The sequence below is a fragment of the Aminobacter anthyllidis genome, assembly GCF_018555685.1.
Lineage (GTDB): Bacteria > Pseudomonadota > Alphaproteobacteria > Rhizobiales > Rhizobiaceae > Aminobacter > Aminobacter anthyllidis.
In genome coordinates this window covers 788,468-810,016 of record NZ_JAFLWW010000002.1, presented here as the reverse complement: position 1 = coordinate 810,016, position 21,549 = coordinate 788,468, and the positions used below count along the sequence as shown (strand labels likewise).

Annotated in this window: 23 protein-coding genes; 18 read left to right on the top strand and 5 right to left on the bottom strand. The window is 61.0% G+C overall.

The genetic code is table 11. The features are described from left to right. Nucleotides 1–55 precede the first annotated feature (55 nt). The 4 genes from J1C56_RS09120 to J1C56_RS09105 are packed head-to-tail and all read left to right on the top strand — an operon-like array spanning nucleotide 56 to nucleotide 2,938. Complete coding sequence (locus J1C56_RS09120; protein WP_214388073.1) at nucleotides 56–916, top strand: hypothetical protein; 861 nt, start codon at nucleotides 56–58, stop codon at nucleotides 914–916. Continuing rightward, complete coding sequence (locus J1C56_RS09115) at nucleotides 916–1,203, top strand: DUF6074 family protein (RefSeq protein ID WP_214388071.1); 288 nt, start codon at nucleotides 916–918, stop codon at nucleotides 1,201–1,203. Before J1C56_RS09120 ends, J1C56_RS09115 begins: the two co-directional genes overlap by 1 nt. After that, the gene (locus tag J1C56_RS09110; protein ID WP_214388069.1) at nucleotides 1,200–2,267 is read left to right on the top strand and encodes a hypothetical protein; all 1,068 of its coding nucleotides are present in this window, start codon (nucleotides 1,200–1,202) and stop codon (nucleotides 2,265–2,267) included. Before J1C56_RS09115 ends, J1C56_RS09110 begins: the two co-directional genes overlap by 4 nt. Continuing rightward, nucleotides 2,264–2,938, top strand: coding sequence for a hypothetical protein (locus J1C56_RS09105; RefSeq protein ID WP_214388067.1), 675 nt, complete (start codon nucleotides 2,264–2,266; stop codon nucleotides 2,936–2,938). The genes J1C56_RS09110 and J1C56_RS09105 overlap by 4 nt, the downstream gene beginning before the upstream one ends. A gap of 243 nt (nucleotides 2,939–3,181) precedes the next feature. Here the strand turns inward: J1C56_RS09105 and J1C56_RS09100 are convergent, their stop codons facing one another. From J1C56_RS09100 to J1C56_RS09085, 4 genes are read right to left on the bottom strand one after another with little or no spacing between them, the layout of a single operon-like run. Next, nucleotides 3,182–3,721, bottom strand: coding sequence for a hypothetical protein (locus J1C56_RS09100; protein ID WP_214388065.1), 540 nt, complete (start codon nucleotides 3,719–3,721; stop codon nucleotides 3,182–3,184). Between the two features lie 8 nt (nucleotides 3,722–3,729). Next, the gene (locus J1C56_RS09095; RefSeq protein ID WP_214388063.1) at nucleotides 3,730–4,038 is read right to left on the bottom strand and encodes a HigA family addiction module antitoxin; all 309 of its coding nucleotides are present in this window, start codon (nucleotides 4,036–4,038) and stop codon (nucleotides 3,730–3,732) included. 29 nt (nucleotides 4,039–4,067) lie between these two features. Further along, the gene (locus tag J1C56_RS09090) at nucleotides 4,068–4,346 is read right to left on the bottom strand and encodes a type II toxin-antitoxin system RelE/ParE family toxin (RefSeq protein WP_214388061.1); all 279 of its coding nucleotides are present in this window, start codon (nucleotides 4,344–4,346) and stop codon (nucleotides 4,068–4,070) included. Between the two features lie 59 nt (nucleotides 4,347–4,405). Continuing rightward, nucleotides 4,406–5,227, bottom strand: coding sequence for a hypothetical protein (locus J1C56_RS09085; protein WP_214388059.1), 822 nt, complete (start codon nucleotides 5,225–5,227; stop codon nucleotides 4,406–4,408). A gap of 69 nt (nucleotides 5,228–5,296) precedes the next feature. Between J1C56_RS09085 and J1C56_RS09080 the strand changes: the two genes are divergently transcribed. The 14 genes from J1C56_RS09080 (at nucleotide 5,297) to J1C56_RS09015 (ending at nucleotide 21,333) form a co-directional block, all read left to right on the top strand. Next, on the top strand, nucleotides 5,297–5,755 hold the full coding sequence (locus tag J1C56_RS09080) for a DNA-packaging protein (protein WP_214388057.1): 459 nt from the start codon (nucleotides 5,297–5,299) through the stop codon (nucleotides 5,753–5,755). Next, nucleotides 5,733–7,235 carry a terminase large subunit domain-containing protein gene (locus J1C56_RS09075; RefSeq protein ID WP_214388056.1) on the top strand — a complete coding sequence of 501 codons (1,503 nt, stop codon included), beginning with the start codon at nucleotides 5,733–5,735 and terminating at the stop codon, nucleotides 7,233–7,235. The genes J1C56_RS09080 and J1C56_RS09075 overlap by 23 nt, the downstream gene beginning before the upstream one ends. Then, on the top strand, nucleotides 7,232–9,430 hold the full coding sequence (locus tag J1C56_RS09070; protein WP_214388055.1) for a hypothetical protein: 2,199 nt from the start codon (nucleotides 7,232–7,234) through the stop codon (nucleotides 9,428–9,430). Before J1C56_RS09075 ends, J1C56_RS09070 begins: the two co-directional genes overlap by 4 nt. Further along, a complete protein-coding gene (locus tag J1C56_RS09065; RefSeq protein ID WP_214388053.1) occupies nucleotides 9,427–9,756 on the top strand; it encodes a hypothetical protein in 330 nt (109 codons plus the stop codon). Before J1C56_RS09070 ends, J1C56_RS09065 begins: the two co-directional genes overlap by 4 nt. A 36-nt stretch (nucleotides 9,757–9,792) precedes the next feature. Continuing rightward, nucleotides 9,793–10,911 carry a hypothetical protein gene (locus tag J1C56_RS09060; protein ID WP_214388051.1) on the top strand — a complete coding sequence of 373 codons (1,119 nt, stop codon included), beginning with the start codon at nucleotides 9,793–9,795 and terminating at the stop codon, nucleotides 10,909–10,911. A 22-nt stretch (nucleotides 10,912–10,933) separates the two neighbouring features. Then, a complete protein-coding gene (locus tag J1C56_RS09055) occupies nucleotides 10,934–11,950 on the top strand; it encodes a phage major capsid protein (protein ID WP_214388049.1) in 1,017 nt (338 codons plus the stop codon). Nucleotides 11,951–11,962: 12 nt separating this feature from the next. Further along, nucleotides 11,963–12,250 carry a hypothetical protein gene (locus J1C56_RS09050; RefSeq protein WP_214388047.1) on the top strand — a complete coding sequence of 96 codons (288 nt, stop codon included), beginning with the start codon at nucleotides 11,963–11,965 and terminating at the stop codon, nucleotides 12,248–12,250. 74 nt (nucleotides 12,251–12,324) lie between these two features. Continuing rightward, nucleotides 12,325–13,101, top strand: a complete 777-nt coding sequence (locus J1C56_RS09045) for a hypothetical protein (protein WP_214388045.1) — start codon at nucleotides 12,325–12,327, stop codon at nucleotides 13,099–13,101. Nucleotides 13,102–13,107: 6 nt separating this feature from the next. Next, complete coding sequence (locus J1C56_RS09040) at nucleotides 13,108–13,809, top strand: phage adaptor protein (protein WP_214388043.1); 702 nt, start codon at nucleotides 13,108–13,110, stop codon at nucleotides 13,807–13,809. After that, the gene (locus J1C56_RS09035; RefSeq protein WP_214388041.1) at nucleotides 13,806–15,389 is read left to right on the top strand and encodes a hypothetical protein; all 1,584 of its coding nucleotides are present in this window, start codon (nucleotides 13,806–13,808) and stop codon (nucleotides 15,387–15,389) included. Before J1C56_RS09040 ends, J1C56_RS09035 begins: the two co-directional genes overlap by 4 nt. Before the next feature lies 1 nt (nucleotide 15,390). Further along, nucleotides 15,391–15,834 carry a GNAT family N-acetyltransferase gene (locus J1C56_RS09030; protein ID WP_214388039.1) on the top strand — a complete coding sequence of 148 codons (444 nt, stop codon included), beginning with the start codon at nucleotides 15,391–15,393 and terminating at the stop codon, nucleotides 15,832–15,834. Next, on the top strand, nucleotides 15,827–16,831 hold the full coding sequence (locus tag J1C56_RS09025) for a tail fiber domain-containing protein (RefSeq protein WP_214388037.1): 1,005 nt from the start codon (nucleotides 15,827–15,829) through the stop codon (nucleotides 16,829–16,831). Before J1C56_RS09030 ends, J1C56_RS09025 begins: the two co-directional genes overlap by 8 nt. A gap of 3 nt (nucleotides 16,832–16,834) precedes the next feature. Further along, nucleotides 16,835–19,288, top strand: coding sequence for a glycoside hydrolase family 24 protein (locus J1C56_RS09020; RefSeq protein WP_214388035.1), 2,454 nt, complete (start codon nucleotides 16,835–16,837; stop codon nucleotides 19,286–19,288). Next, nucleotides 19,288–21,333: a hypothetical protein gene (locus J1C56_RS09015; protein WP_214388033.1), complete on the top strand. Its 2,046-nt coding sequence runs from the start codon at nucleotides 19,288–19,290 to the stop codon at nucleotides 21,331–21,333. The genes J1C56_RS09020 and J1C56_RS09015 overlap by 1 nt, the downstream gene beginning before the upstream one ends. Here the strand turns inward: J1C56_RS09015 and J1C56_RS09010 are convergent. Continuing rightward, entirely contained in the window at nucleotides 21,271–21,513 is a 243-nt protein-coding gene (locus tag J1C56_RS09010; protein WP_214388031.1) for a hypothetical protein, read from the bottom strand. The two genes, J1C56_RS09015 and J1C56_RS09010, sit on opposite strands and share 63 nt — an antisense overlap. Nucleotides 21,514–21,549 lie beyond the last annotated feature (36 nt).

Genomic DNA, 21,549 nt, shown 5'->3' with positions numbered 1-21,549 from the left:
TAGAGGCTGTCGCTGCTGTCCGTGAGGCGACCTTGATCAAGGGGAGGGCAATCTGATGGCCCGTCCCCTCGATGCCTGTATTAGCCCCGCCGCCGCTGCGCGGCATAAGAAGCACCGCACCGGCAAGGTCAAGCTAGGCAAGTGCATCCTATCCTCGCGAGCCGACGCCGAGACGAAGCAGCCGTTCAGTGTCAACGTGCTACGCCTTCGCGAGATCGAGCAACTGATTGTGGCGCGGCACGGCCAGTTCGTCCCTGAGACGGACGATGCCGACCTTTTCATCAAAGCCGCTGCATATGCGCTAAACGCGCATTGCCGGCGCCGTGGCCTGGACTTCGAAGTTGCCCTTCGCGGTTGGTGTAACCGCTGGTGTCCGTGGGTGTTGTCGCAGGCGGCAACTTTGCTCCGGCCGATCCTCCATGCGCTTCGCAGCCGGCGACTAGACTTGGGAGCCGACGAGGTTGCCGGCCTGCTGAATGTCACCCTCTGGGAGCGCAACGCGCAGGAGTTCCGCTCAATTGGTGCCTGCGATGTGCCGACGGAAATTCGCAAAGGCATCGCCCGAAACGTTAAGCGCGACAGGGATCGCGAACGTCAGGTGAATAAGCGCCGCGCTGCTGGGGTCCAGCCGCGAAAACAATGGGAGGCGGCCAATTCGCTCTCTAAAACTCGCCCATGGGAGGCAGAGGGGATTTCTCGCGCCCAATGGTATCGGCGGCACAATGCGACAGGTCCGTCGCGACTAGGTATTATTAAATCTAGCGGCGACACACTTGTCTCATCCCCGCTTGGCGCACCGTTTCAGATCAAGGCCCCTTCGGGGGTGGTCGCCTCTTTCAAAAGCCCCAGCGCAAACGATGACGAGCCGTTGCACGCCGTTGAGGAAGTATCTCGCCGCATGGGAGTTGCTAGCTAATGGAACAGAACACGAGCAAAAACGGAACAGTCGTGCCGTTCCCGCTGTGTCGGCAGGAACTTCTGGTGCGCGAAACGGTCTACGTACTGATGCGCCGCCACGGCGCCGCCGCTGACCGGTTCTGGAACACCACAATCCGGCGCCTCACAGGGCAGTTGCAGGTGTGCGGGGTGCGCGACAGCGACGAGATTAGTGACCAGATCGAGGCGTTTTCTCTCACCGTTTTCGACAGGGTGAGAAAGGAGGCTGCAGCCGCAGCCGATCAGCACGTAGGAGGTGCAGCATGACCGACTTGGCTCACTATCCGGTATTCGAGACGCAGCCGAGTGATGAGTATCTTGAGCGGTGGCGCCAGCACATCGCCACGACGGGTTGCCCCGAAACATTTGAAAACGTGTCGACCAGCCGGCCGACGCAGCACGACAACATCGTCCTGTTGTCCGAGGAAATCACTGTGCCGGTCATGCTCCGGCCCGGAGGCGAACGGGTGCCCTGTTCGTTCTGCGCGCCAGGGTCGCCAAAATTCATTCGCGGGCGCATGGCCTATTTCCCGGATGAGGGAACGGCTCGCTTCGTAGGGCATCAATGCGCGGCCACGCATTACGGTGAGAATTTTCGCCATGCCGAAAGGTTGTTCCGCCGGCAGCAGGCATGCCGTGATTACTTCGATACTTGGCTAGAAATCGGCGCACGGCGCGATGCGCTGACTCAGTTTGTCGCCCGTATGTCAAAAATAGCCGCGGACTTGCAGTTCGCTCGTGATCAGCTTGACGAGCAGGCAAAAGGGTACAGCCAGTTTCTGCATAGGGAACTTGCACAGACAAATGGGGAGCTTTTCGTTGATGCTGACTTGGGCATGAAGGATCGGCTCGGAAATGCCGTCATCCAACGGAAAGCAATCGGACGGGCGCACGGGCTGAAATTCCTGGCCGAGGGGTACGATGTGAAGCGCGACGTTTGCCAACTGCAATCGGCGTTGGCTGATGCTGCGCACCCCCTGCCGGGTTGGTCACCGACCACGCCTGAACACCCCGCAACAGAGGAGATCCTTAAACGCGGTCGAATGGTCGAGAGAGCGATGCGCAGCATGCTGGCGACGTTGGCTAGCATTGAGGACGGGCAGAAGTTCTTTGCCCGGAAAAATCTCCAGACGCTGCACCGCTGGGGGAATAGGCCCAATACGCCATTCGCTAGGTTCGAAATCAGCGTCGACGGTCGCCAAGTCCTCTTTCGTAGCGAGTCCTTTGCCGGCCCACATTACGCAAATGTGGTCGTACCTGAGGGCGCGCATACGCCACTGCCGCCGGCAAACGACCCCGATGTGGTTTTCATCGAAAGGAAGGTTGCTTGACGAAGAGCAAGAAAGTCCTCCCATCGGTGCGGGTAGATGGCGGCAAGCGCATCAACCTTGCTGAGGCTCGCCGACGCCGGAAGAGACGTTCCGAAACAGCCGTCGGCGGCCCTGTGGAAGACACTAGGGTTAGCGAGGCTTGGGAGCGGGCCGAACAACGCGAGCGCGTTGCGCATGAGACAGCGCCACACCGAAGACGGGTCGCCAAGCTCAAGGATGCGGACGGCGGCAAGGACGGCGCCAGGCTGACGAAAGTCAAAGTCAAGATTTCGGCGGATCGTACTGAGCGCCAGTTTTTTCGCTGCCGGCCAGGATCATTCGAATGGCGATATGGGCGGAACAAGCAAGACGCCCTTTTCCATGCCGGTTCCCACCTCGCAAGTCTGTGGGAGCGGGCCGGGATGACAATCGCCAGCTCGGCGAACTTCCTGCGCGGGACTAGGTCGGGCTACGCCAACGGCATCGGGGACGGGCGGGTTGCTGCGCTCGACAAGCTCACCGGGTTTCGAGACGAACTTGGTTCCGCCGCCTCGGCGCAACTCATCGACTATTGTGTCTCGGGGCAGACTGCGGCCGATATTGCGCAAAAGTATAGCGTCCAAGAGCGCGAAATGGCGATTATCTTGCAGCATCACCTGCGATTGTGCGCAAGATACTTCGATTTTATGTGATTTCATGCGGCAGTGTTGCGTTGACACATGTAACGAAACCCCCTATGGTGTCCCTAGTTTGCAGAGATGCATCCAGAACCCGCCCCACCAGGCGGGTTTTCTGTTTTCAAGGCAGGGGCTAGCATTGCTACAGCAATGGCATCGCAATGCATTGGCAATGCCAGAGCATAGGTAAACGTCTGAATTCAGACGGTTTTAGTCGTCACGCCGTTCCTTGGTCGACAAGAAGATGGGGCGGCGCGCCTAGGATGCGGCTCGCGTCATCATCCAGAAATGGACCTGCGGAACCATGAGGCCTGTGCTGGCGAGGTATGAGCCAATTTCGAACCGGCGGTGCCCTTCGACGAGAACATAGGTGGATGGCAGCCGATAGCGCTTGTGAACGTGCCCATCTCGGTTGTCGAGGATGACAGGCGGGACCGGCCAAGTGCCGTTTTCGATCATGTATTCCGCCAGGTCGTTGCCGTACACGGCCCGGTGCCTTTCCGCCAAATAGCCACCTTGGTCGATCACGTCTTCTGGCCTGTCAGCGAAGTTGTTCCAACTGGTCCTGATGGACCGCAGATCGTTCGTAGCCCATTCAACTCGGGTGAACCGATAATCAGCCGACGCTAGCCAATCGTAATTCGAGTGTCGCCAATGCCTGTGCAGCCAGTCCCGAGCGACTTCGGCAGGCACGTGCGGAAATGCATCCCGAACGCGAGGCCACCACTCTTCAAAAGGCGTGACAACCCCGCCCGTCTCATCGAACTCGGGTGACAGATGATCGGGGTAGTTGTCCACTCGTTACCTCAGGCGGCATGAAGCGTCGGTATGTTGCTCACGTCGACCTCGCGCTCGACATGCCAAGCGTCATAGGCCGCCTGCATCCTGAGCCAAACAGCCGCCCCATCGCCAAACATCTTGCCCAGTCGGGCAGCGACAGCAGGGGAAACCGGCTTCTTCTCGCGAATAATGTCATACAGCTGCTGGCGCGAGATTCCGAGCAGTTCCGCGATTTCCACCTTGGTCTTTCCAGTTGCCGGGATGATGTCGTCAAGCAGCGCGCCTGGGTGGGTCGGGCAGCGCTCAATCGGACGCTTCGGCTCGTGCACGATCATAAGATAACCTTCTCCAGTCTTCCGCGCGCTCAGTGGTATTGCTCGAAATCGACGCGAGCGGCGTCTGTGCCGTCGAATTCGAATGTGATGCACCATGGCCCGTTCACATGAACGGTGTAGCGCGTCGGGTTGAGGCCTTTCAGTGAATGGAAGTCAAAACCCGGCAGGTTCATGTCTTCCGGCTTTTCGGCAACGTCCAGACGGTCAAGCCGGACAATGATGCGCTTCTGCATCTTGGCGTCAATCTTGGCCGACTTCCCGGTTTGGAAGAGCTCCGCCAGCGCCTTGTTTTTGAACGACTTGATCATGGGTGTATGTAAGCCAATTGCTTACACTGAGTCAAGGGGACGTAAGCAAAAAACTTACACTAAGCGCATTCCGCCCTTGGGGGGAGGCCATCACGGGGCCTCAGCCGGCAGTAGGAGACGTCGGCGGGGAGTGACATAAGCCCAAACAGCGCTGTCATCGTCTCCCGGTATCGCTCCGGTGTCTTTTGTTCGCCCCCATCGAGCAGGCGTGTCATTTCGTGTGTTCGCCGTTTGAAACCGTGGAGCAATCGATCACCCCACTTCTGGATGCTCTCGGCAGAAAGTTTCGTCTTGGGTCCGCTATGTCTCCTGGCGCAGTGATGCCTAAGAAACTCTAAGCCCCACCATGTCCACGCCTCCCACGCTCGTTCAGGGTCCAATTGCCCGCCCAGATACTTCTTGGCTTCTGATCCATAGCCGGTCTGTCTGGGCTCCTCGGATAGGAACCGATCAGCAGCCAATCCCAACTGTAGGAACTCTTCCAAAAAGACAGTGTGTTGGACGACATTCACTGCTTTGCGAATGGCTTCGTCGATCATAGGAAATCTGGGCGCATGTCTGTCGTCGATAGACAGAGCATAAATCAAAGGGAAACCGCGAGCCCCCAACGCCAGATGTAGCAACTCGTGCACCGCCGCCTCCTTAATGCGAGGCCCGTTACACAAATCAATCACGGCAGATTTGAACTGCAGCGTAGGGCCGTCGATGTTGACGGCAAACCGACTTTGACCGTCTCCAGTTTCTCGAATGGTCACTGTCAGACCTGAACCGTAGAAGTCCACCACCTCAGCCAGTAAAGCCTCGTGCGATTCAGTGCCGGCTAGCACGCGTTCCAATAATGCAAGACTCAAAGCCTTCTCCCCTTCAGAAATAGCAATCATCCCATTGCTCTAGCGACATGTCGAGAAATCTGCACTCGCGACCGCTCAAACCGGCGAGAGGATCAACATATGCCAGCACCATCAGGTAACCAGTTTTGGAAGGTACGCAGCTCCCATGGCCGCGATCCAATCTTCGCCACCCCGAACCAGCTTTGGGAGGCGTGCGCCGAGTATTTCGAATGGGTAGAGTTGAACCCGCTCTATGAGGCGCGTCCCTTCGCCTATCAGGGCGACGTCAAGGTCGAGAAGATTGCCAAGATGCGGGCCATGACCATTTCGGGGCTTTGCATCTTCCTCGATATCGCTCGGGTGACATGGGCTGAGTACGCAAAGCGAGAAGGCTTTTCTTACATCGCATCGCAGGTGGAAGAGATCATTCGGACCCAGAAGTTCGAAGGGGCGGCGGCCGACCTGCTGAACCCGAACATCATCGCGCGTGAACTCGGCCTGGCCGACAAATCGGAACTGACCGGCAAAGACGGTGCGCCTTTGGTGCCCATCCTGAATGTCACAGTCAGCGGCGCTTGACCTTGTCCTGCATGCCAAGCAGGGCGTTGCATTCAATACCGAGGCAACTGAAACCTTCTTCGGTGGCGCGGCGGGGGGCGGCAAGAGCCACCTGATACGCTCGGCGGCAATCACCTGGTGCTCGGAGATCCCCGGCCTTCAGGTCTATCTGTTCCGCCGCATTCGTGACGATCTGGTCAAGAACCACGTTGAGGGACCGCAGGGCTTTCGCGCCATGCTCGCCGGCTGGGTCGCCTGTGGCTTCGTCACCATCGTTGAGGACGAAATCAGGTTCTGGAACGGCAGCAAGATCTACCTCTGCCACTGCAAGGACGAGAAGGACCGTTTCAAGTACCAGGGCGCCGAAATCCACGTCCTGCTGATCGACGAGCTGACGCACTTCACGGACAAGATCTACCGCTTCCTGCGCAATCGCGTTCGCATGGTCGGCATCCAGGTGCCGGAGAAGTACAAGGGCCGGTTCCCGCGCATCCTGTGCAGCGGCAATCCGGGCGGCATTGGCCACCAGTTCGTCAAGAGCACCTTCATCGACGGCGCGGTCGAATACAGGATCTACAAGACGCCGCCGTCTGAGGGCGGCATGCTTCGCCAGTACATCCCGGCCAAGCTCGAAGACAACCCGGCCATGAACGACAACGATCCCGGCTATGAGGATCGACTTCACGGCCTCGGGTCCGAAAGCCTTGTCCGCGCGATGCGCTATGGCGACTGGGACATTGTGGAAGGAGCCTATTTCGACAATTTCCGGCGCGACCGGCATGTCATCAAGCCCTTCGCGATACCGGCGCACTGGATTCGGTTCAGGGCTGGCGACTGGGGCAGTGCAAAGCCTTTCGCCTTCGGCTGGTTCGCTGTTGCATCGGACGACACCATCGTCGGCCCCGGCGTGGTGATCCCGCGCGGCGCGCTGGTGATGTACCGCGAATGGTATGGGGTGAAGACAAACGCTCAGGGCAAGTTCATTCCTGACGTAGGCCTGAAGCTCCATGCCGAAGCTGTCGGTGCCGGTGTCAGGCTTCGCGACTTCAACGACGTCATCTCCTACGGCGTGCTCGACCCGGCAGCCTTTAGCCAGGATGGCGGCCCGTCACTCGCCGAGCGCATCGCCAAGGGTGAGAATGGCGAAGGGGCGACATTCAAGCGGGCGGACAACAAGCGAACGCCTGGCCGTGGCGCCATGGGTGGCTGGGACCAGCTCCGCAGCCGCCTGACAGGGGATGAGGATAGCAGGCCGCTGCTGTTCTTCTTCAGCACCTGCACCCACACCATACGAACGCTGCCGGCATTGCAGCACGACGAGACCAACCCGGAAGACCTCGACACCTCACAGGAAGACCACGCGGCCGACATGGTCCGCTACGCCTGCATGTCCCGCCCATGGGTCAGCAAGATAGTAACGCAGAGCGCACCGCCGAAGCCGGGCCAGGTGCAATTGCCGATGCCGCCTGAGACCTCGTCCGGTGGAAGGATCAAGATATGACTGACGACGAGATCGACGACACTGCCGGCGAGGAAGTCGAGCTTGCCCGCAAGCCGAAGTCGTCCAAGGCCTGGCTTGCGCTCATCACCAGCCACGACAAGGCCGGTTTCTCCGACTATCAGGAACGCTGCACCAACATCGAAAAGCAGTATGCAAACCTCGCGCGCCTCGCCAGCATCTCGCGCGACCGCCAGTTCCAGATATTCTGGGCCAACATCGAGGTTCTGAAGCCCTCGATGTATGCCCGCCCGCCCGTTCCGGTGGTGGCGCCCAGGTTCAACGACAATCGGCCTATCCCGCGCGCTGCTTCCGAATTGCTTGAGCGATCGACAGCGGTGGGTTTCGACCGTGAAGACATCGACAGCGTCATGCGCCAGGTGCGCGATGACCTTGCTGTCAATGCGCGCGGCAGCATCTGGGTCAGGTATGAGGCCAAGAGCAAGGAAAACGGCCTCACCGAGCGTACCTGCATCGAGCACAAGAACCGCCGCGACTTTGCCCATGATCCCGCTCGGGAATGGAAGGAAGTCGGCTGGGTGGCTGGCCGTGCCTGGATGACCAAGAAGGAGATGCGCCAGCGTTTCCTCAAGACGTCGGGCAATGCCTATGCGAATGCCGAGTTCGCCAAGCGCAAGGACGACGACAAGAACAGCGGCGGCAAGTTCAAGGCCGGTGTCTGGGAGATTTGGTCCAAGACCGAAAACAAGGTTGTGTGGGTCGCGCCGGGCGTCGACGTCGTGCTCGACGAGGGGGAGCCGCACCTATCGCTCGAAAACTTCTTCCCGTGCCCGCGTCCCGCCTTTGGCACGTTGGAGCCCAACAGCCTCATTCCGGTGCCGGACTTCCTTTTCTACAAGGACCAGATCGAGGAGGTGAACGAACTCACCAACCGCGTGTCTGCACTGACGCAGGCGCTGAAGGTGCGTGGCTTCTACCCATCCGGTGCCGGCGAGCTGAGTGATGCGATCGAGGCCGCCGTAAAGTCCACCGACGACCGTAAGGTCCTGATCCCGGTCAGCAACTGGGCGGTAATTGGAAATGGCTCGGCGAAGGACACGATTGTCTGGCTGCCGCTCGATATGGTGGTCGCCACCATCACCCAGCTCATCGGCCTGCGAAAGCAGCTGATCGACGACATCTATCAGATCAGCGGTTTATCCGATGTCATGCGCGGCGCGACCAACCCCAACGAGACATTGGGCGCCCAGACACTGAAGTCGCAATACGGTTCGGTTCGTATTCGCGACCGGCAGAGTGAACTGGTGCGGATTGCTCGCGACACGGCGCGGATCGTGGCCGAGATCCAGGCCGAGAATTTCCAGAGCAAGACGCTGCTGGAAATGTCGCAGATGGAATTCGAGACCGACGCGAACATCATGAAGTCGGTCAAGGCGCTTGAGAGCCAGGCTCAGGAGATTGTCAGGACCGTTCAGGCCGCAAAGCAGGATCCTCGTCTTCAGGAGATGGCGCAGGCCAATCCCGAGCAGGCACAGGCGGCATTTCAGCAGGCGCAGCAGCAGGTCGAGCAGATCGCTCAGCAGGTGCAGGAGCTGGAAGATACCATCACCATCGACAAGGTGATGAAGTTCCTTCGCGATGAGCGCATTCGGCCGTTCTCGCTCGATATCGAGACCGACAGTACCATTCAGCCGGACGAGGATGCAGCTAAGCAGCGAACCTCTGAGTTCCTGACCGCTCTTGGCGGAGCACTCGCCCAGCTGTCGCCTATGGTGCAGTCAAAGCCGGAAACGGCGCCCTTCGCGGGTGAAATCCTGAAGTTCGCCATCGCGCCGTTCCGCCCTGGTCGCCAGATGCAATCGGCCATCGACGAGTTCGTCGAGAAGATGAAGGCGTCAGCGGGGCAGCCAAAGCCTGACCCGATGGCGGCCCAGGCAGAAGCCGATGCAAAGGCCAATTCCGATCGCGCAGCAGTTGAGCAGGCCAAGGCTCAGGCCGCTGTGGCCAAGTCCGAAGCCGATATAGCCCGCATCAATGCCGATGCGGCGCTGAAGCAGCGAGAGGCCGACATTCGTATCCGCGAGATTGAGGCTCGCGCGGCTGCCGATGCTCAGAAACACGAGCAGGAAATGCAGAAGGGCGTGCTCGAAATCGAGCGCCTGCGCCTCCAGGTCGCCCAGCAGGCTCAGAAGAACATGGCCAGCGCGCCACTGACGATGGAAGGTCAAGCCGCATGACGTCCTATCAATGGATCGACCTTGAAGACGGTCGCTCGGTCTACCGTAAGGTGGAGACATACCAGCCGAAACGCTCGCATCTGGCTTGCCCGATGGTTGCAACCGACAGCATGGAGCCGGTGCAGAGCATGCTCGACGGCAAGACATACGACAGCAAGTCGGCGCTGCGCAGCACCTACCGTGCGGCCGGAATGGTCGAGGTTGGCAACGACCCGGCACGCCTTCGCCCGCGCAAGCGTCCAAGGCCCGACCGCAAGGCGATCAAGGACACCGTCCAGAAGGCCAAAGCCCGGTTTGACCGCGGCGAGCGCGTCCGTCCGAACTAACCCCTTTCCTCCGCAACCTCTCAGACAGGTGAAATGATGACCGACGTATTGAACGGAGGCGCTTCGGCGCCCGCCGAGACGACCGCTATTGCCACCGAACCGCAGACCCAGCCGAACACGCCCCAGGCTGAACAGCAACTGCCGGAACCCAGTGCGTCAAGCTCGGGGAAGGATGGCAAAGAGGGCCAGGAGCCGAAAAAGGCACCGACCGCTCGCGAAGCACTGAAGCGCGCCGCCGAAAAGGTCGCCAAGGCCGAGGCCAACCGCCCTCAGGAAGGGGCGCACAAGGAAGATGCTGCCCGCGCAACGCCCGATAAGCCGGCACCGGACGCGAAGCCTGCAAAGGCTGATCCTGCCGCGCAAAAGCCTGCCGATGCGCAGCAGCAGTCGAAATCGGACGCGCCGGCCCGCTTCTCCGCCGATGCAAAGGCCGCGTGGGAAACCGCGCCAGAGCCGATCAAGGCCGAAGTGCATCGCGCCATTCGCGAGCTTGAGCAGGGTCACGAGAAGTATCGTGCCGATGCTGAGGCATTCGGCCAGATCAAGGACTTCGACGACCTCGCCAAGAAGAACGGGACGACCATTCGCGATGCGATGACGCGTTACACCGGTCTTGAGAAGACCCTGCTGACCAATCCCATGGAAGGCATCGCGGCAGTTTGCGAGTATGCCGGCGTGTCCCTTCGCGAGCTTGCCGCGGCCGTCATGGGACAGGCACCCGATCAGGTCCAGACGCAGAACGACGCGATCATCAGGGCGCTCAAGCAGGAAATCGCCGGCCTGAAAGACCAGATCGGCGGCGTCACCTCGTCGCTGCAGAAACAGCACCGCACTGGCATCGAGACGGCGGTCGACCAGTTCGCCAGCAAGAACCCACGCTTTGAAGAGCTTGCCGACGACATCGCGTTCTTCATTGAAAGCGGAAAAACCAAAGATTTGGCCGAGGCATACAAGATGGCGGAACGGCTCAACCCCGCCCCATCTGCCCCGGCTCCAGCCGCTCCAGCGGCACTTGCAGCAGACCTTGAGGCTCAGACCCGGAAAGGTTCGAAATCCGTCTCTGGCGCACCCACGCTCGGCTCAGACCCGACCACGCGGAAGCGCTCCACCTCAATCAGGGAATCTCTCGCCCGCGCTGTTGCGCAGGCCGGATAACCCGCGTCCATAGGAGGGCTGAATGCCCCTCACTTCCGTTGAAAAGAACCAGGAGATTCTGTCTCTGGCGCTGGAGGATCGTTCCGAAGGCTACCAGGACCTGGTCTCCAACTCCTCCGCGACCCTCTACCTGATCAAGGATCGGGGGCACATGAAGGAGTATTCCGGCCCGAAGATCCGCGAACGCCTGCTCTACAACAAGACGGGCTCGGCGGTCTGGTATAACGGCTTCGACTTCCTGAACCCGGTTCCAACCGAGCTGTTCAGCGATGCCGAGTACACGCCCAAGATGGTCGCCGTGGCCGTCACCCTTCCGAATGAGGACATCCTCAACAACGAAGGCGAAAACCAGCTGATGGACATCCTGGAGTCCCACATCGAAGCGGCTGAAACTGAGCTGGTCGATGAGGCTGACATCTCGCTCCATGGCAACGGTACGCGCTTCGGCGGCAAGGAACTGGGCGGCCTTCAGCTGGCGGTCCCGACAGTCGTCAACTCCGGCGTCTATGCCGGCATCGACCGTGGCACCCAGCCAGCCTGGCGCACGTCGGTGTTCGATGCGCACACTGCATTCCCGGCTATCGGAACGCAGGTCACATCGACCACCATCCGCCCGATGCTCAACTCGATCATGACCCAGCGGTCGCGCGGCAAGAAGGCTGCCAACCTGCTGCTCATGTCGCCTGAGCATTATGCGGCCTACGACGCGGCGACTGTCGCCATTCAGCGCATCAACGACGAAACCAAGCTCGGCAAGCTCGGTTTCTCGGCCCTGAAATACTACGGCGCCGGCCGCGTTGCCGACATCGTGCAGGAAGGTGGCATCGGCTCCAACATGCCGGCGAACACGACCTATGGTCTGGACCTCGACAGCCTTTGGCTCCGCTACCACCCGGAACGAAACTTCAACAAGATCGGCAAGGCGCTCACGCCGATCAACCAGGACGCCATTGTCCAGTACATTGGCTTCATGGGCGAGCTGACGATGACCAATCCGCTGTTCCAGTGGAAGCTCATCGATTCCAACCCGGCCGCGTAAGGAGAAACGGCGATGGCTACTCGTTTCACCACTCCCTCGCTTCCCGGCCTCGGCCTCAACCGTATCGCACTGTCGACCGATCCCGCCGTCAAGCAGACGCTGGGCACGGTTTTCACTGCGGACGACGGGCACGATTACATTCTTGCCAAGGCATCGGCAGGAATTGCATCGGCGGCCGTTTGCATCCTCACCGAACCAGCCATGACCATGGCCACCGGTGCAGGTGCCTGGACTGCTCCAACCATCGTAGGCGGCGTGCCCTCCGGCGCGACTGCCTGGTTCAAGAAGACAGCGATCTAACCCAGATCGCAGAGCGAACAGCGGGGCCTTCGGGCCCCGTTTTTCGTTGCACCCTCTCAGACAGGAATCCGAAAATGAACCCCACCAGCAATCAGACCACTGTTGTGTTCCGCATCCATACGATGCCGGACACCACCGCCAGCCAGAAGGCAGGCCGACCGATCTTCTCCGACATGGAAGTTTGCGACATCGCGTTCGCAGGCAACACCAAGACGAGGGCAACGTTCCCAGCCCACGAGGCCGAGCCCAACGCCACCCGCGAAAGCGTCAAGGACGGCGGCGGCGTGGTGACGTACGCCATGCTCTACAATGACCAATACCGGGCGTTCAAAGCAGGTGTTGCCCAGCCGACGAGCGGAACGCCGCTGGCGGAAGCCCCATTCCTTGCCGAGGCCAAGCGCCGCGAACTCAAGGCGCTCAACATCCACACGGTCGAAGCGCTGGCTGGGCTAGACGGCAATCCGCTCAAACAGCTCGGCATGGGCGGACGCGAACTGAAGAACCAGGCGCAGGCTTATCTGGACGCAGCTGCCGGCTCGGCAGACGTTACGTCGCTTGCTGCTGAAAACACCGCGCTTCGCCAGCAGATGGACGACATGCGGGCGCAGATGGCCGACCTCATCGCCTACAACAAGGGCGCGTCGGGTGGTGTTGCTGGCCATACGCCGGTCGAACCGAAGGTTCCAGATCCGGAACTCGAGCCGGAGATAGAGGAAGCGTCGACCGACTTTGAGCAGTGGGACGACGACAGGCTCAAGGACTACATCGCCCAACACACCGGCTCACGTCCGCGCGGCAATCCCAGCCACAACACGCTGGTCGCCGCAGCTGCCGAACTCGCGAACGGCTAAGCAGCCATGAGCATCTTGAGCGTCATAAAGCAGGTCTGCCCGGTAATCGGGCTGACCGTGCCGGATGCGGTGTTCGCGTCGACCGAACGCGAGCACATCGAATTGCAGGCGCTCGCCAATGAGATGGCGCAGCGCATTGCCTTCGACACACGCGACTGGACCCGCCTCAAGGTGCTCGCAACGATTACCGGTGACGGCACCGCCACCGGCTTCGACTTGCCGTCCGACTACAAGCGGATGTTGAAGAAGGCGCGTGTGTGGCCGTCGGCCACCCCTTACGCCCCTTTCTCGCACGTGCCCGACTCGGACGACTGGCTCGCGATGACGGTCCAGAACTATCAGAGCATCACAGGTGCCTGGACGCTGATCGGCGATCAGATCCACATCAAGCCGGTGATGGCCAATCTGGCGACGGCATCGTTTTTCTACCTGTCCAACAAGGTTGTGAAGGACAAGGACGGCGTTCCGAAGGTCGAGTTTTCCGCCGACGATGACGTCTTCCGCCTCGATGAGCGTGTACTGAAGCTCGGCATGATCTGGCAGTGGAAGGCCAACAAGGGCCAGGCCTATGCCGAGGACATGGTCAACTACGAGGACGCGCTTGCCGTTTCCAGTGGCGGAGACAAGGGTTCGAATATCCTCGCCGTGGGCCAGTCCCGCCGTTCGGTCAACGCCGATTGCGCCTTTCCCGGGACGATAACGCCATGAGGCGCGCATTCCGACGCGTGCCTGTCGCCGCCCCGGCGCAACAGCATCACCGCACCAACACCTTCCCCGCGCCGATCCGCGGCAAGATATCGAATGAAAACCTTGCGGCGTCTCAGCCCCAGGGCGCCAAGGTGCTTGAAAACTGGTTTCCGACCAGCACGGGCATCAGGCTGCGCGGCGGTGCCAGGAAAAAGGCGACCATCGGGACTGGCCCGGTCGTCAGCATGATCACCTATGACAGCTCAAGTGGTCGCTTCATGTTTGCGGCCGATGCCACGAGCATTTACAACGTCACGAGCCCGGCTGACCCGAATGTGGCTCCGGCTCCAGTCGTGTCTGGCCAGACCAGCGGCTATTACAGCTATATCCAGTTCGCGACAGCTGCAGGGGACTTCCTCTCGGCAGTCAACGGCACGGACTCGATGCGCCAGTTCAATGGCAGTGTCTGGTCGACAGTGGCCAGCCTTGGGCCGATTGCCACCAACAAGCTGTCGCAGGTGTGGGCCTATCGCAATCGCCAGATGTTCGTTCAGAAGGACAGTCTGGTCGCGTGGTTCCTGCCCGTAAATCAGATCACTGGCACGGCTCAGGATTTTTCGCTTGCTGGCGTGTTCCAGAAAGGCGGATCGCTCAAGTTCGGCGCGACATGGTCTCTGGATGCGGGCGACGGCGTCGACGACAAGTGCGTTCTCGTGTCCGATCAGGGTGAGGTCGCAGTCTATGAGGGTTCGGATCCCGGCAACGCCAATGATTGGCGCCTGGTGGGCCGGTATGACATCTCGCGCCCCATGGGCAGGCGCGCCTTTATGCAAGCCGGCGGTGATCTGCTGATTGCCATGGAAGACGGCATTGTCCCGATCAGCCAGGCGATTGCCAAAGACCGCGTCGCGCTTTCCCTGAGCAGCGTCAGCCGCAACATCGAGCCGGATTGGCGACGCGAAGTTGCCCGCCGCGCGATCCTGCCGTGGGAAATCGTCAAATGGCCCCTGATGAACATGGGCATCGTCTCGCTGCCGACCGACGTTGGCCAGGACAGGCTCAGCTTCGTCGTAAATCTCGAAACCGGGGCCTGGGCCGATTACACCGGATGGGATACGCGCTGCCTGGCCATTCATGACGACTGGGCCTATTTCGGCACGTCTGACGGCAAGGTCATGCAGTGCGAGGTCGGCGGCAATGACGACGGCGAGCCGTACGTCTGCACCTATGTCGGCCTTTTCGACCATCTGAGGGTGCCGGCGGCTTCGAAGATAGTCCACATGGGCAGGACGGTGTTTCTCGCGGCCCGGGCCTTCATCGCCAAGCTGTCGATGTCGACCGACTATCAGGTTTCGCTACCGTCGGCGCCGTCTTCCATCCCTGACGATACTCTGTTCGACGAGTGGGACAGCGGCCTCTGGGACGTCATGAAATGGGATGCGGGATCCGACAAGCGCATCGCGACCCGTTGGGGCTCTGTCGGCCGTTCCGGCTTTGTGGTTGCGCCTCAGGTGCAGGTGACATGCGGCATTACCCCGACACCCGATGCGGAGTTGGTCGCAATCGACATCACCTATGAAGTCGGTGCCGTCGTCGTCTGACATGCGCTTGCTATTCGGCTGCAACGAGCAGGTGGCGCGGTTCGTCGCTAGCCTCATACCTGGCTGTGAAAGTGGCTTCGGCAACTGCAAGGCAATCGGCGTCGTCGACGAGGAAACGGACGAACTGGTCGCCGGCATGGTGTTCCATGATTGGCAACCGCGCCCCGGCCTCATCCAGATATCGAGTGCATCGGTCACGTCGCGTTGGCTCACCGCCGAGGTGCGCCACAAGATGTTTTCGTACCCGTTCGACGAGATCGGTTGCCAGATGGTCGTGCTTCAGGTCTCGGCGGCCAACGAGCGCATGGTGCGCATAGCGAAAGCCTTCGGCTTCACCCCGCATTTCATCGCGCGCATGCGCGGCCGCAACGAGGACGGCTACGTCTTCACGCTCACCGACGACGCCTGGCGGAACAGCAAGTTCACGAGGAAATACCATGGGTAAACCCAAAGCGCCGACGCCTCCTGATCCGAAGGAAACTTCGGCGGCTTCGACCGGCACCAACATCTCGACCGCCATTGCGAATTCGTGGCTGAACAATGCCAATCAGGTCACCCCTGATGGCACCATCACCTATTCGAAGACCGGCGAAGAAAAGATCACCGATCCCTATACGGGCAAGACGTACACGATCCCGAAAACGACTGTCACAACGCAGCTTTCAGCCGCGCAGCAGGCAATCAAGGACCAGACAGACAAAGCCCAATTGAACCTTGGCACGCTCGCCAATAATCAGTCGTCGTTCCTCAACGACTATATGGCCAAGCCCTTTGATGGGTCCAATGAAGCCGTTGAATCCCGCCTGTTGGATCTCGGGCGCAAGCGGCTCGATCCGCTCATTGCCCAGCAGCAGGACCAGCTTGCAACGCGGCTTGCCAATCAAGGGATCATGCCCGGATCGGCGGCCTATGACCGGGCAATGGCGCAGCAGGGGCAGACGGCCAATGACGCCTACAATCAGCTGCTGCTGACCGGTCGCGGCCAGGCCTTTTCCGAAGCTCAGGCGGTCCGCAATCAGCCGATCAACGAGATTACGGCTCTTCTTTCGGGATCGCAGGTCTCTGCACCGAAGGCTCAGGGCTACACCGGCAGCACGATCCCGACGACCGACAATGCCGGGCTGATCAACGAGAACTACAATCAGAAAATGAACGCCTATAACCAGCAGGCAGCCCAGAGCGGCAGCCTGCTAGGCGGGTTGTTTGGCGGCATCGGCAAGCTTCTCACGCTGTCGGATAAACGCGCCAAGACCGACATTGAGAAGGTCGGTAAGACCGACGACGGCCAGCCCATCTATGCCTATCGCTACAAGGCCGGCGGTCCCATGCAGCTTGGCCTGATGGCGCAGGACGTCGAGGAGAAACACCCCGACGCGGTGTTCGACATGCCGAGCGGCTTCAAGGCCGTGGATTACCGCAAAGCGCTGTCGCTGGGAGCATAACGAATGGCTCTGTCCTTCATCTTCGACGCCTCCAAAGAGACGCCGGCCAGTCTCGCAAAGAAGCGGGCCGTGGCGGATGCGCTCGCCAGCCGCAATCAGGTTCCGCGCAATGTCGGCGAAGGCATCAGCGCCTTGGCCGATGGCGTCGTTGCCGCGGTACTCGGAAGCCGTGCCGATGCCGGTGAAAAGGCTGGCCGTGACCATGCTGCCACGACTATGGCGCAGACGCTGGGCGCCGGCGCCTTTCCCGATGCTCCGCCTTCCAAGCCCAGCGCGTCCACGTCGTCTGCGCCGATTGATTACAAGGGTGATGAACTCGCCTGGGCGGATGCCCAGCCGTATCAGAAGGCGCTGCTGAACACGATTGCAGGCCCGGAAAGCGGCGGCCGCTACGACATCATCTATGGCGGGGGGAGGTTCGACGACTTCTCCAAGCATCCGGGTCAGGCAGTTCGGATCCAGACCGGGCCGAATGCCGGCCGCACCTCGTCGGCTGCCGGCAAATACCAGTTTCTCGGTTCGACGTGGGAAGATCAGGCCGGCAAGCTTGGGCTTACAGATTTCTCGCCTGCCAATCAGGACAAGGCGGCGTGGAACCTCGCTGCCGAGACCTACAAAGCCAAGACTGGCCAGGACTTGGACGGCGTTCTGCAGTCTGGTGATCCGACAGCACTGGCAAAGGTGGGCCAGGTGCTCAACCCGATCTGGACGAGTTTGCCAGGCGGTATCGAGCAGGGCACGAACACCGACAGGTTTGTCGCTACCTATCAGCGCGCGCTCAATGCAGGCGCTTCGCCGACCCAGGCGAAGCAGGTGGCTCAGGTAGAGCAAGCGCAGCCCGTTCAGGTCGCATCGCTCGATCCGTCGGCAGGGGTCACACGGGCCACCGCACGGCCGATGCCTGAGGAATATGCGAACATTGGCCTTTCGCAGGACGCCTGGTCCCGTATGAACGAGCCGACGGGCAGCGCGCCCTCAGCTGCCACGGCATCTCCTGCGCAGCCGCCGGGAGAGGTTCGCAAAGGGCCTGACGGCCAGACCTACCAGTATGCGGAAACCACAGGAATGGCCGGCGCGTCCGGCTCGCAAGGCTGGATCAGGGTGAATGCGCCTCAAACGGCTCAGCCCGTTGCAGCGGCAACCACGCCGGCCGCTCAGCGTGTGCTCAGCGCCATGATGAGCCAGGAACCAATGGGCGGCGCGCCTGCTGCTATTTCTGGCGCTGCATCGCGGGTGACAGGGGCACTGGAAAAGGTCGCGCCCGGCAACCAGCAGGCCGCAGGCAGCCCGGGCACGCAGCGCGTGGCCCAAGCTCTCGGTGGCGGTGCTGAAGCCTATCGCGGCACTGCGATCGATAGCGACATGCCCGGCCATGAACCGCTTCAGCCCGGCGAGGCTGGTCCGTCCATTCAGCAGCTGATGCAGGCCGCGTCCGATCCGTGGTTGAACGAACAGCAGCGTGCGCTGGTGAACACCATGCTTGAGCAGAAAATGCAGTCTGCCGATCCGATCCGCCGGCTTCAGATCCAGAAGCTGCAGAAGGAATTGGGCACGCCGCAAAAGCAGTGGCAGAAGCTCGACGACAACACCTTGTTCGATCCGGCGACGGGCGAAACCAAAAGCATCGGCAAGACCGGCACAGATGCATTCCGGTTTCAGGGCAATTCTGTTGAGGCTCAGTCCCTCAATGGCCTGATGGACAGTGGCGCGCTGACGCCCGAGCAGGCTCAGCAACTCGGCGCTGGCAAAACAGTGACCGGCCCGAACGGCGAAACCATCTTCATGACGCCTCAGGGTGTCTTCGGACAGGCTACGCCCGGCGGCCCTGCCATGCCGATTACGCCGCAAGCTGCCCCAGCCCCGTCGAGCCCGGCAGTGCCAACCCCGGGCCCGGCACCTGCACCGTCGATTCCACCCGCACCTGCTCAGTCGCAGCGTCCGGGGATGATCCCGATCACCGACCCGAAACCTGTTCGGGCGACCGAGGCCCAGCGCAATCGCTCGTCTAACGTCGACCAGGCGTTCAGTACGATCACCAACGAACTCGACCGTTACGAAAAGCTGGTCGGGGAGACCGGCATCGAGGCGAAGCCGGGACAGAGCAAGGACAACCTCAACACCGTGCGCCAAGGCATCATGCTCCAGATGAAGGAGCTGTTTAATCTCGGCGTGCTGAACGGGCCCGATCTCTCGCTCATGGAGCGCATGATCTATGACCCAGTGGTCGACCCCTTGAAGGAAGGCGGGATTGCCAACCTGCCGGATCAGATCTGGACAGGCATCACGGGCGGGGCAGGCGAGCGAGCGAAGAACAGCGTCGCCGAGTTGAAGCGCATGCTCACCAACATCAAGGAGTCGGTTGGCAAGTCCGTTGATCAGCCCGGAGCGCCAGCGCCAACCGATACCGGCGGCTGGAAAGACATGGGCAACGGCGTCAAAATCAGGGTGAAACAGTAATGCCCGTTTTCGAGATCCAAGGGCCTGACGGCACGACCTATGAGATTGACGCACCTGATGAGCAGTCGGCATTGGGCGCAATCGGTCAGATGGTGCAGCAGCCTGCCGCTCGGCCAGGTGGCCAACCACTTCACCCGGAATTCGACCCGGCCAACGTGCCGGGTGGCGTTCCCGGCTACAACTCGAGCACTGGCCTCGTCGAAGGCGATGATGCTCTGAGCATGGTCAGGACGGCGTCGGGCGGCGTGCTTGAGGGCATTCCGGTCGCTGGCCCTTTGATCCGAGGTGGCATGGATCGCGCGGCTGCGGCGACGTTGGCGCCATTCTCCGAAAAGGATTACGGCGAAATCCTCCAGATCATCCAGGCCGGGACAGAGGCTGAAAAGTCGATGAACCCCAAGCTGGACACGGCTGCACAGGTCACAGGCGCGGTCGCGGGCACTATCCCGATGATTGCTGCCGCACCAAGCGCTTTCGGTATCGGGCAGGCAACGCGCCTGGGCCAAATCTCTGGAGCGGCACGAGGGGGCGCAGTTCTTGGCGGGTCTGACAGTTTCGTGCGTTCTGGAGGCGATCCAGCCGAAACGACGAGTGGAGCGCTCTGGGGCGCAGGAACGGCAGGGGTTGGCACATATGTCGCCCCTTGGGTCGGCAAGGGCGTCAAGAAGGTCGCCGATGCCCTCCTGATCGGTCGCCTCGCCAAGGCAACTGGCGTCGACAAACAGGCGTTTAATCTCCTGGCCAAAGGCATGGAGCGTGACGGGCTCGACGCGGCGACTGTAAATGCCCGTCTTCAGGAACTGGGCCCCGACGGCATGGTTCTGGATCTGGGGCCGAACCTCAAATACCAGGCCGCCGCACTCGCTGCCATGCCGGGCGAAGGCCAGCAGGTCGTTCGTGGCGCAATCGGCGCCCGCGATGCCGCTGCAAATCGCCGGATCATCGACGAGGTCAATTCCCAGCTTGGGCCGGCTCCGGTCCCGCGCAGGGTGTCGGCTGACATCGAGGTCAATCAGGGGCACTTGTCGCCGCGGTACCGTGAGGTGTTCCAGAACGCTTCGCCGGTCGATACGCGGCCAATCGCGCAATATCTGGATCGGGAAATTCAGACCCTACGGGGCGAGGCGCAGCGTGGTCTGTCGACCGTTCGACGGATGCTCAATCGCGTCGGCACGGAAGAACTTGAAACCAACCCCGTGACACTGCTGGAGACGCGTAAAGCCATCGACGGCATGCTTGAGACGGTCCAGGAGACGAACGCCCGCAACGCCCTGACCACTGCCCGCCAGGCGGTTGACGATCAGCTTCGCGCATCGGTGCCGGGCATCAAGGAAGTCGATGCTCAGTATGCCGAACTGGCCCGTCAGAATACGGCAGTTCAGCGCGGGCAGACGGTTCTTGCCAATGGCCGCGAAGCACCTCGGCCCGTTGAGTTGGCTGACGAATTCAGGCAAGGCGCGCTGCCCCAGGGCGAGCAGATCGGTCCCTCGGCGGTTCCGGTGCGGCTTCGTGAGGGCGCTCGCGCCGAGATCGAGCGCATCATCGGCACCAACGCCAACGACCGCGTAGCGCTTCAGCGGCTTATCAAGGGTGAAGGCGACTGGAACCGCGACCGTCTCGCCACACTGTTCGGCGACGACCGGGCAGAAAGGATCATTCGGCTGCTCGACAATGAACGGGCCTTCGCTGACACCTCCAGCATTGTCACTCGTAACAGCGAGAGCCTGGCACGACGTGAGGCGATCAACGACCTAACGGGCCAAACTGGCGGCGACTTTGGCGTGGTCGACAGCTTCAAGGCTGGCGGCGTCGGTGGTGCAACGCGGGCAACCGCCATCAAGGGTGTTGAGAAGGTCGTCGAGGCCTTGCAGGGCGTGAAGACCGAAGCAGCGCGCAAGCAGATGGCCGAAGCGTTGACGAGCAACAATGCTGAGGTGGTCGATGCTCTGCTGAAGGCGGCGAAAGGCTCGAACCTTGATCCGTCACAGATCGATCGAGTTTCGCGGGCCTTGCTGCTCACGTCGGTTGGCGGCGTTGGCCGTTGATCGGTCTTCACGGACGGCGAGATAGACAAGCAAGGCCGTAAAACCCGCGCCAAAGGCGGCCCCGTAGATAAAGTCGTCGCTCATCGCGTCGAGAAACTTATCGAACCCAATGCCGAACGCCACCATCACCGCAATGGTGACTGCAGCTGCGATCAACTGAACTGTGGTCCGGTAGCTCATGCGCCGGAAAGTAAACCCAGCCTGCCGTTTCGACAA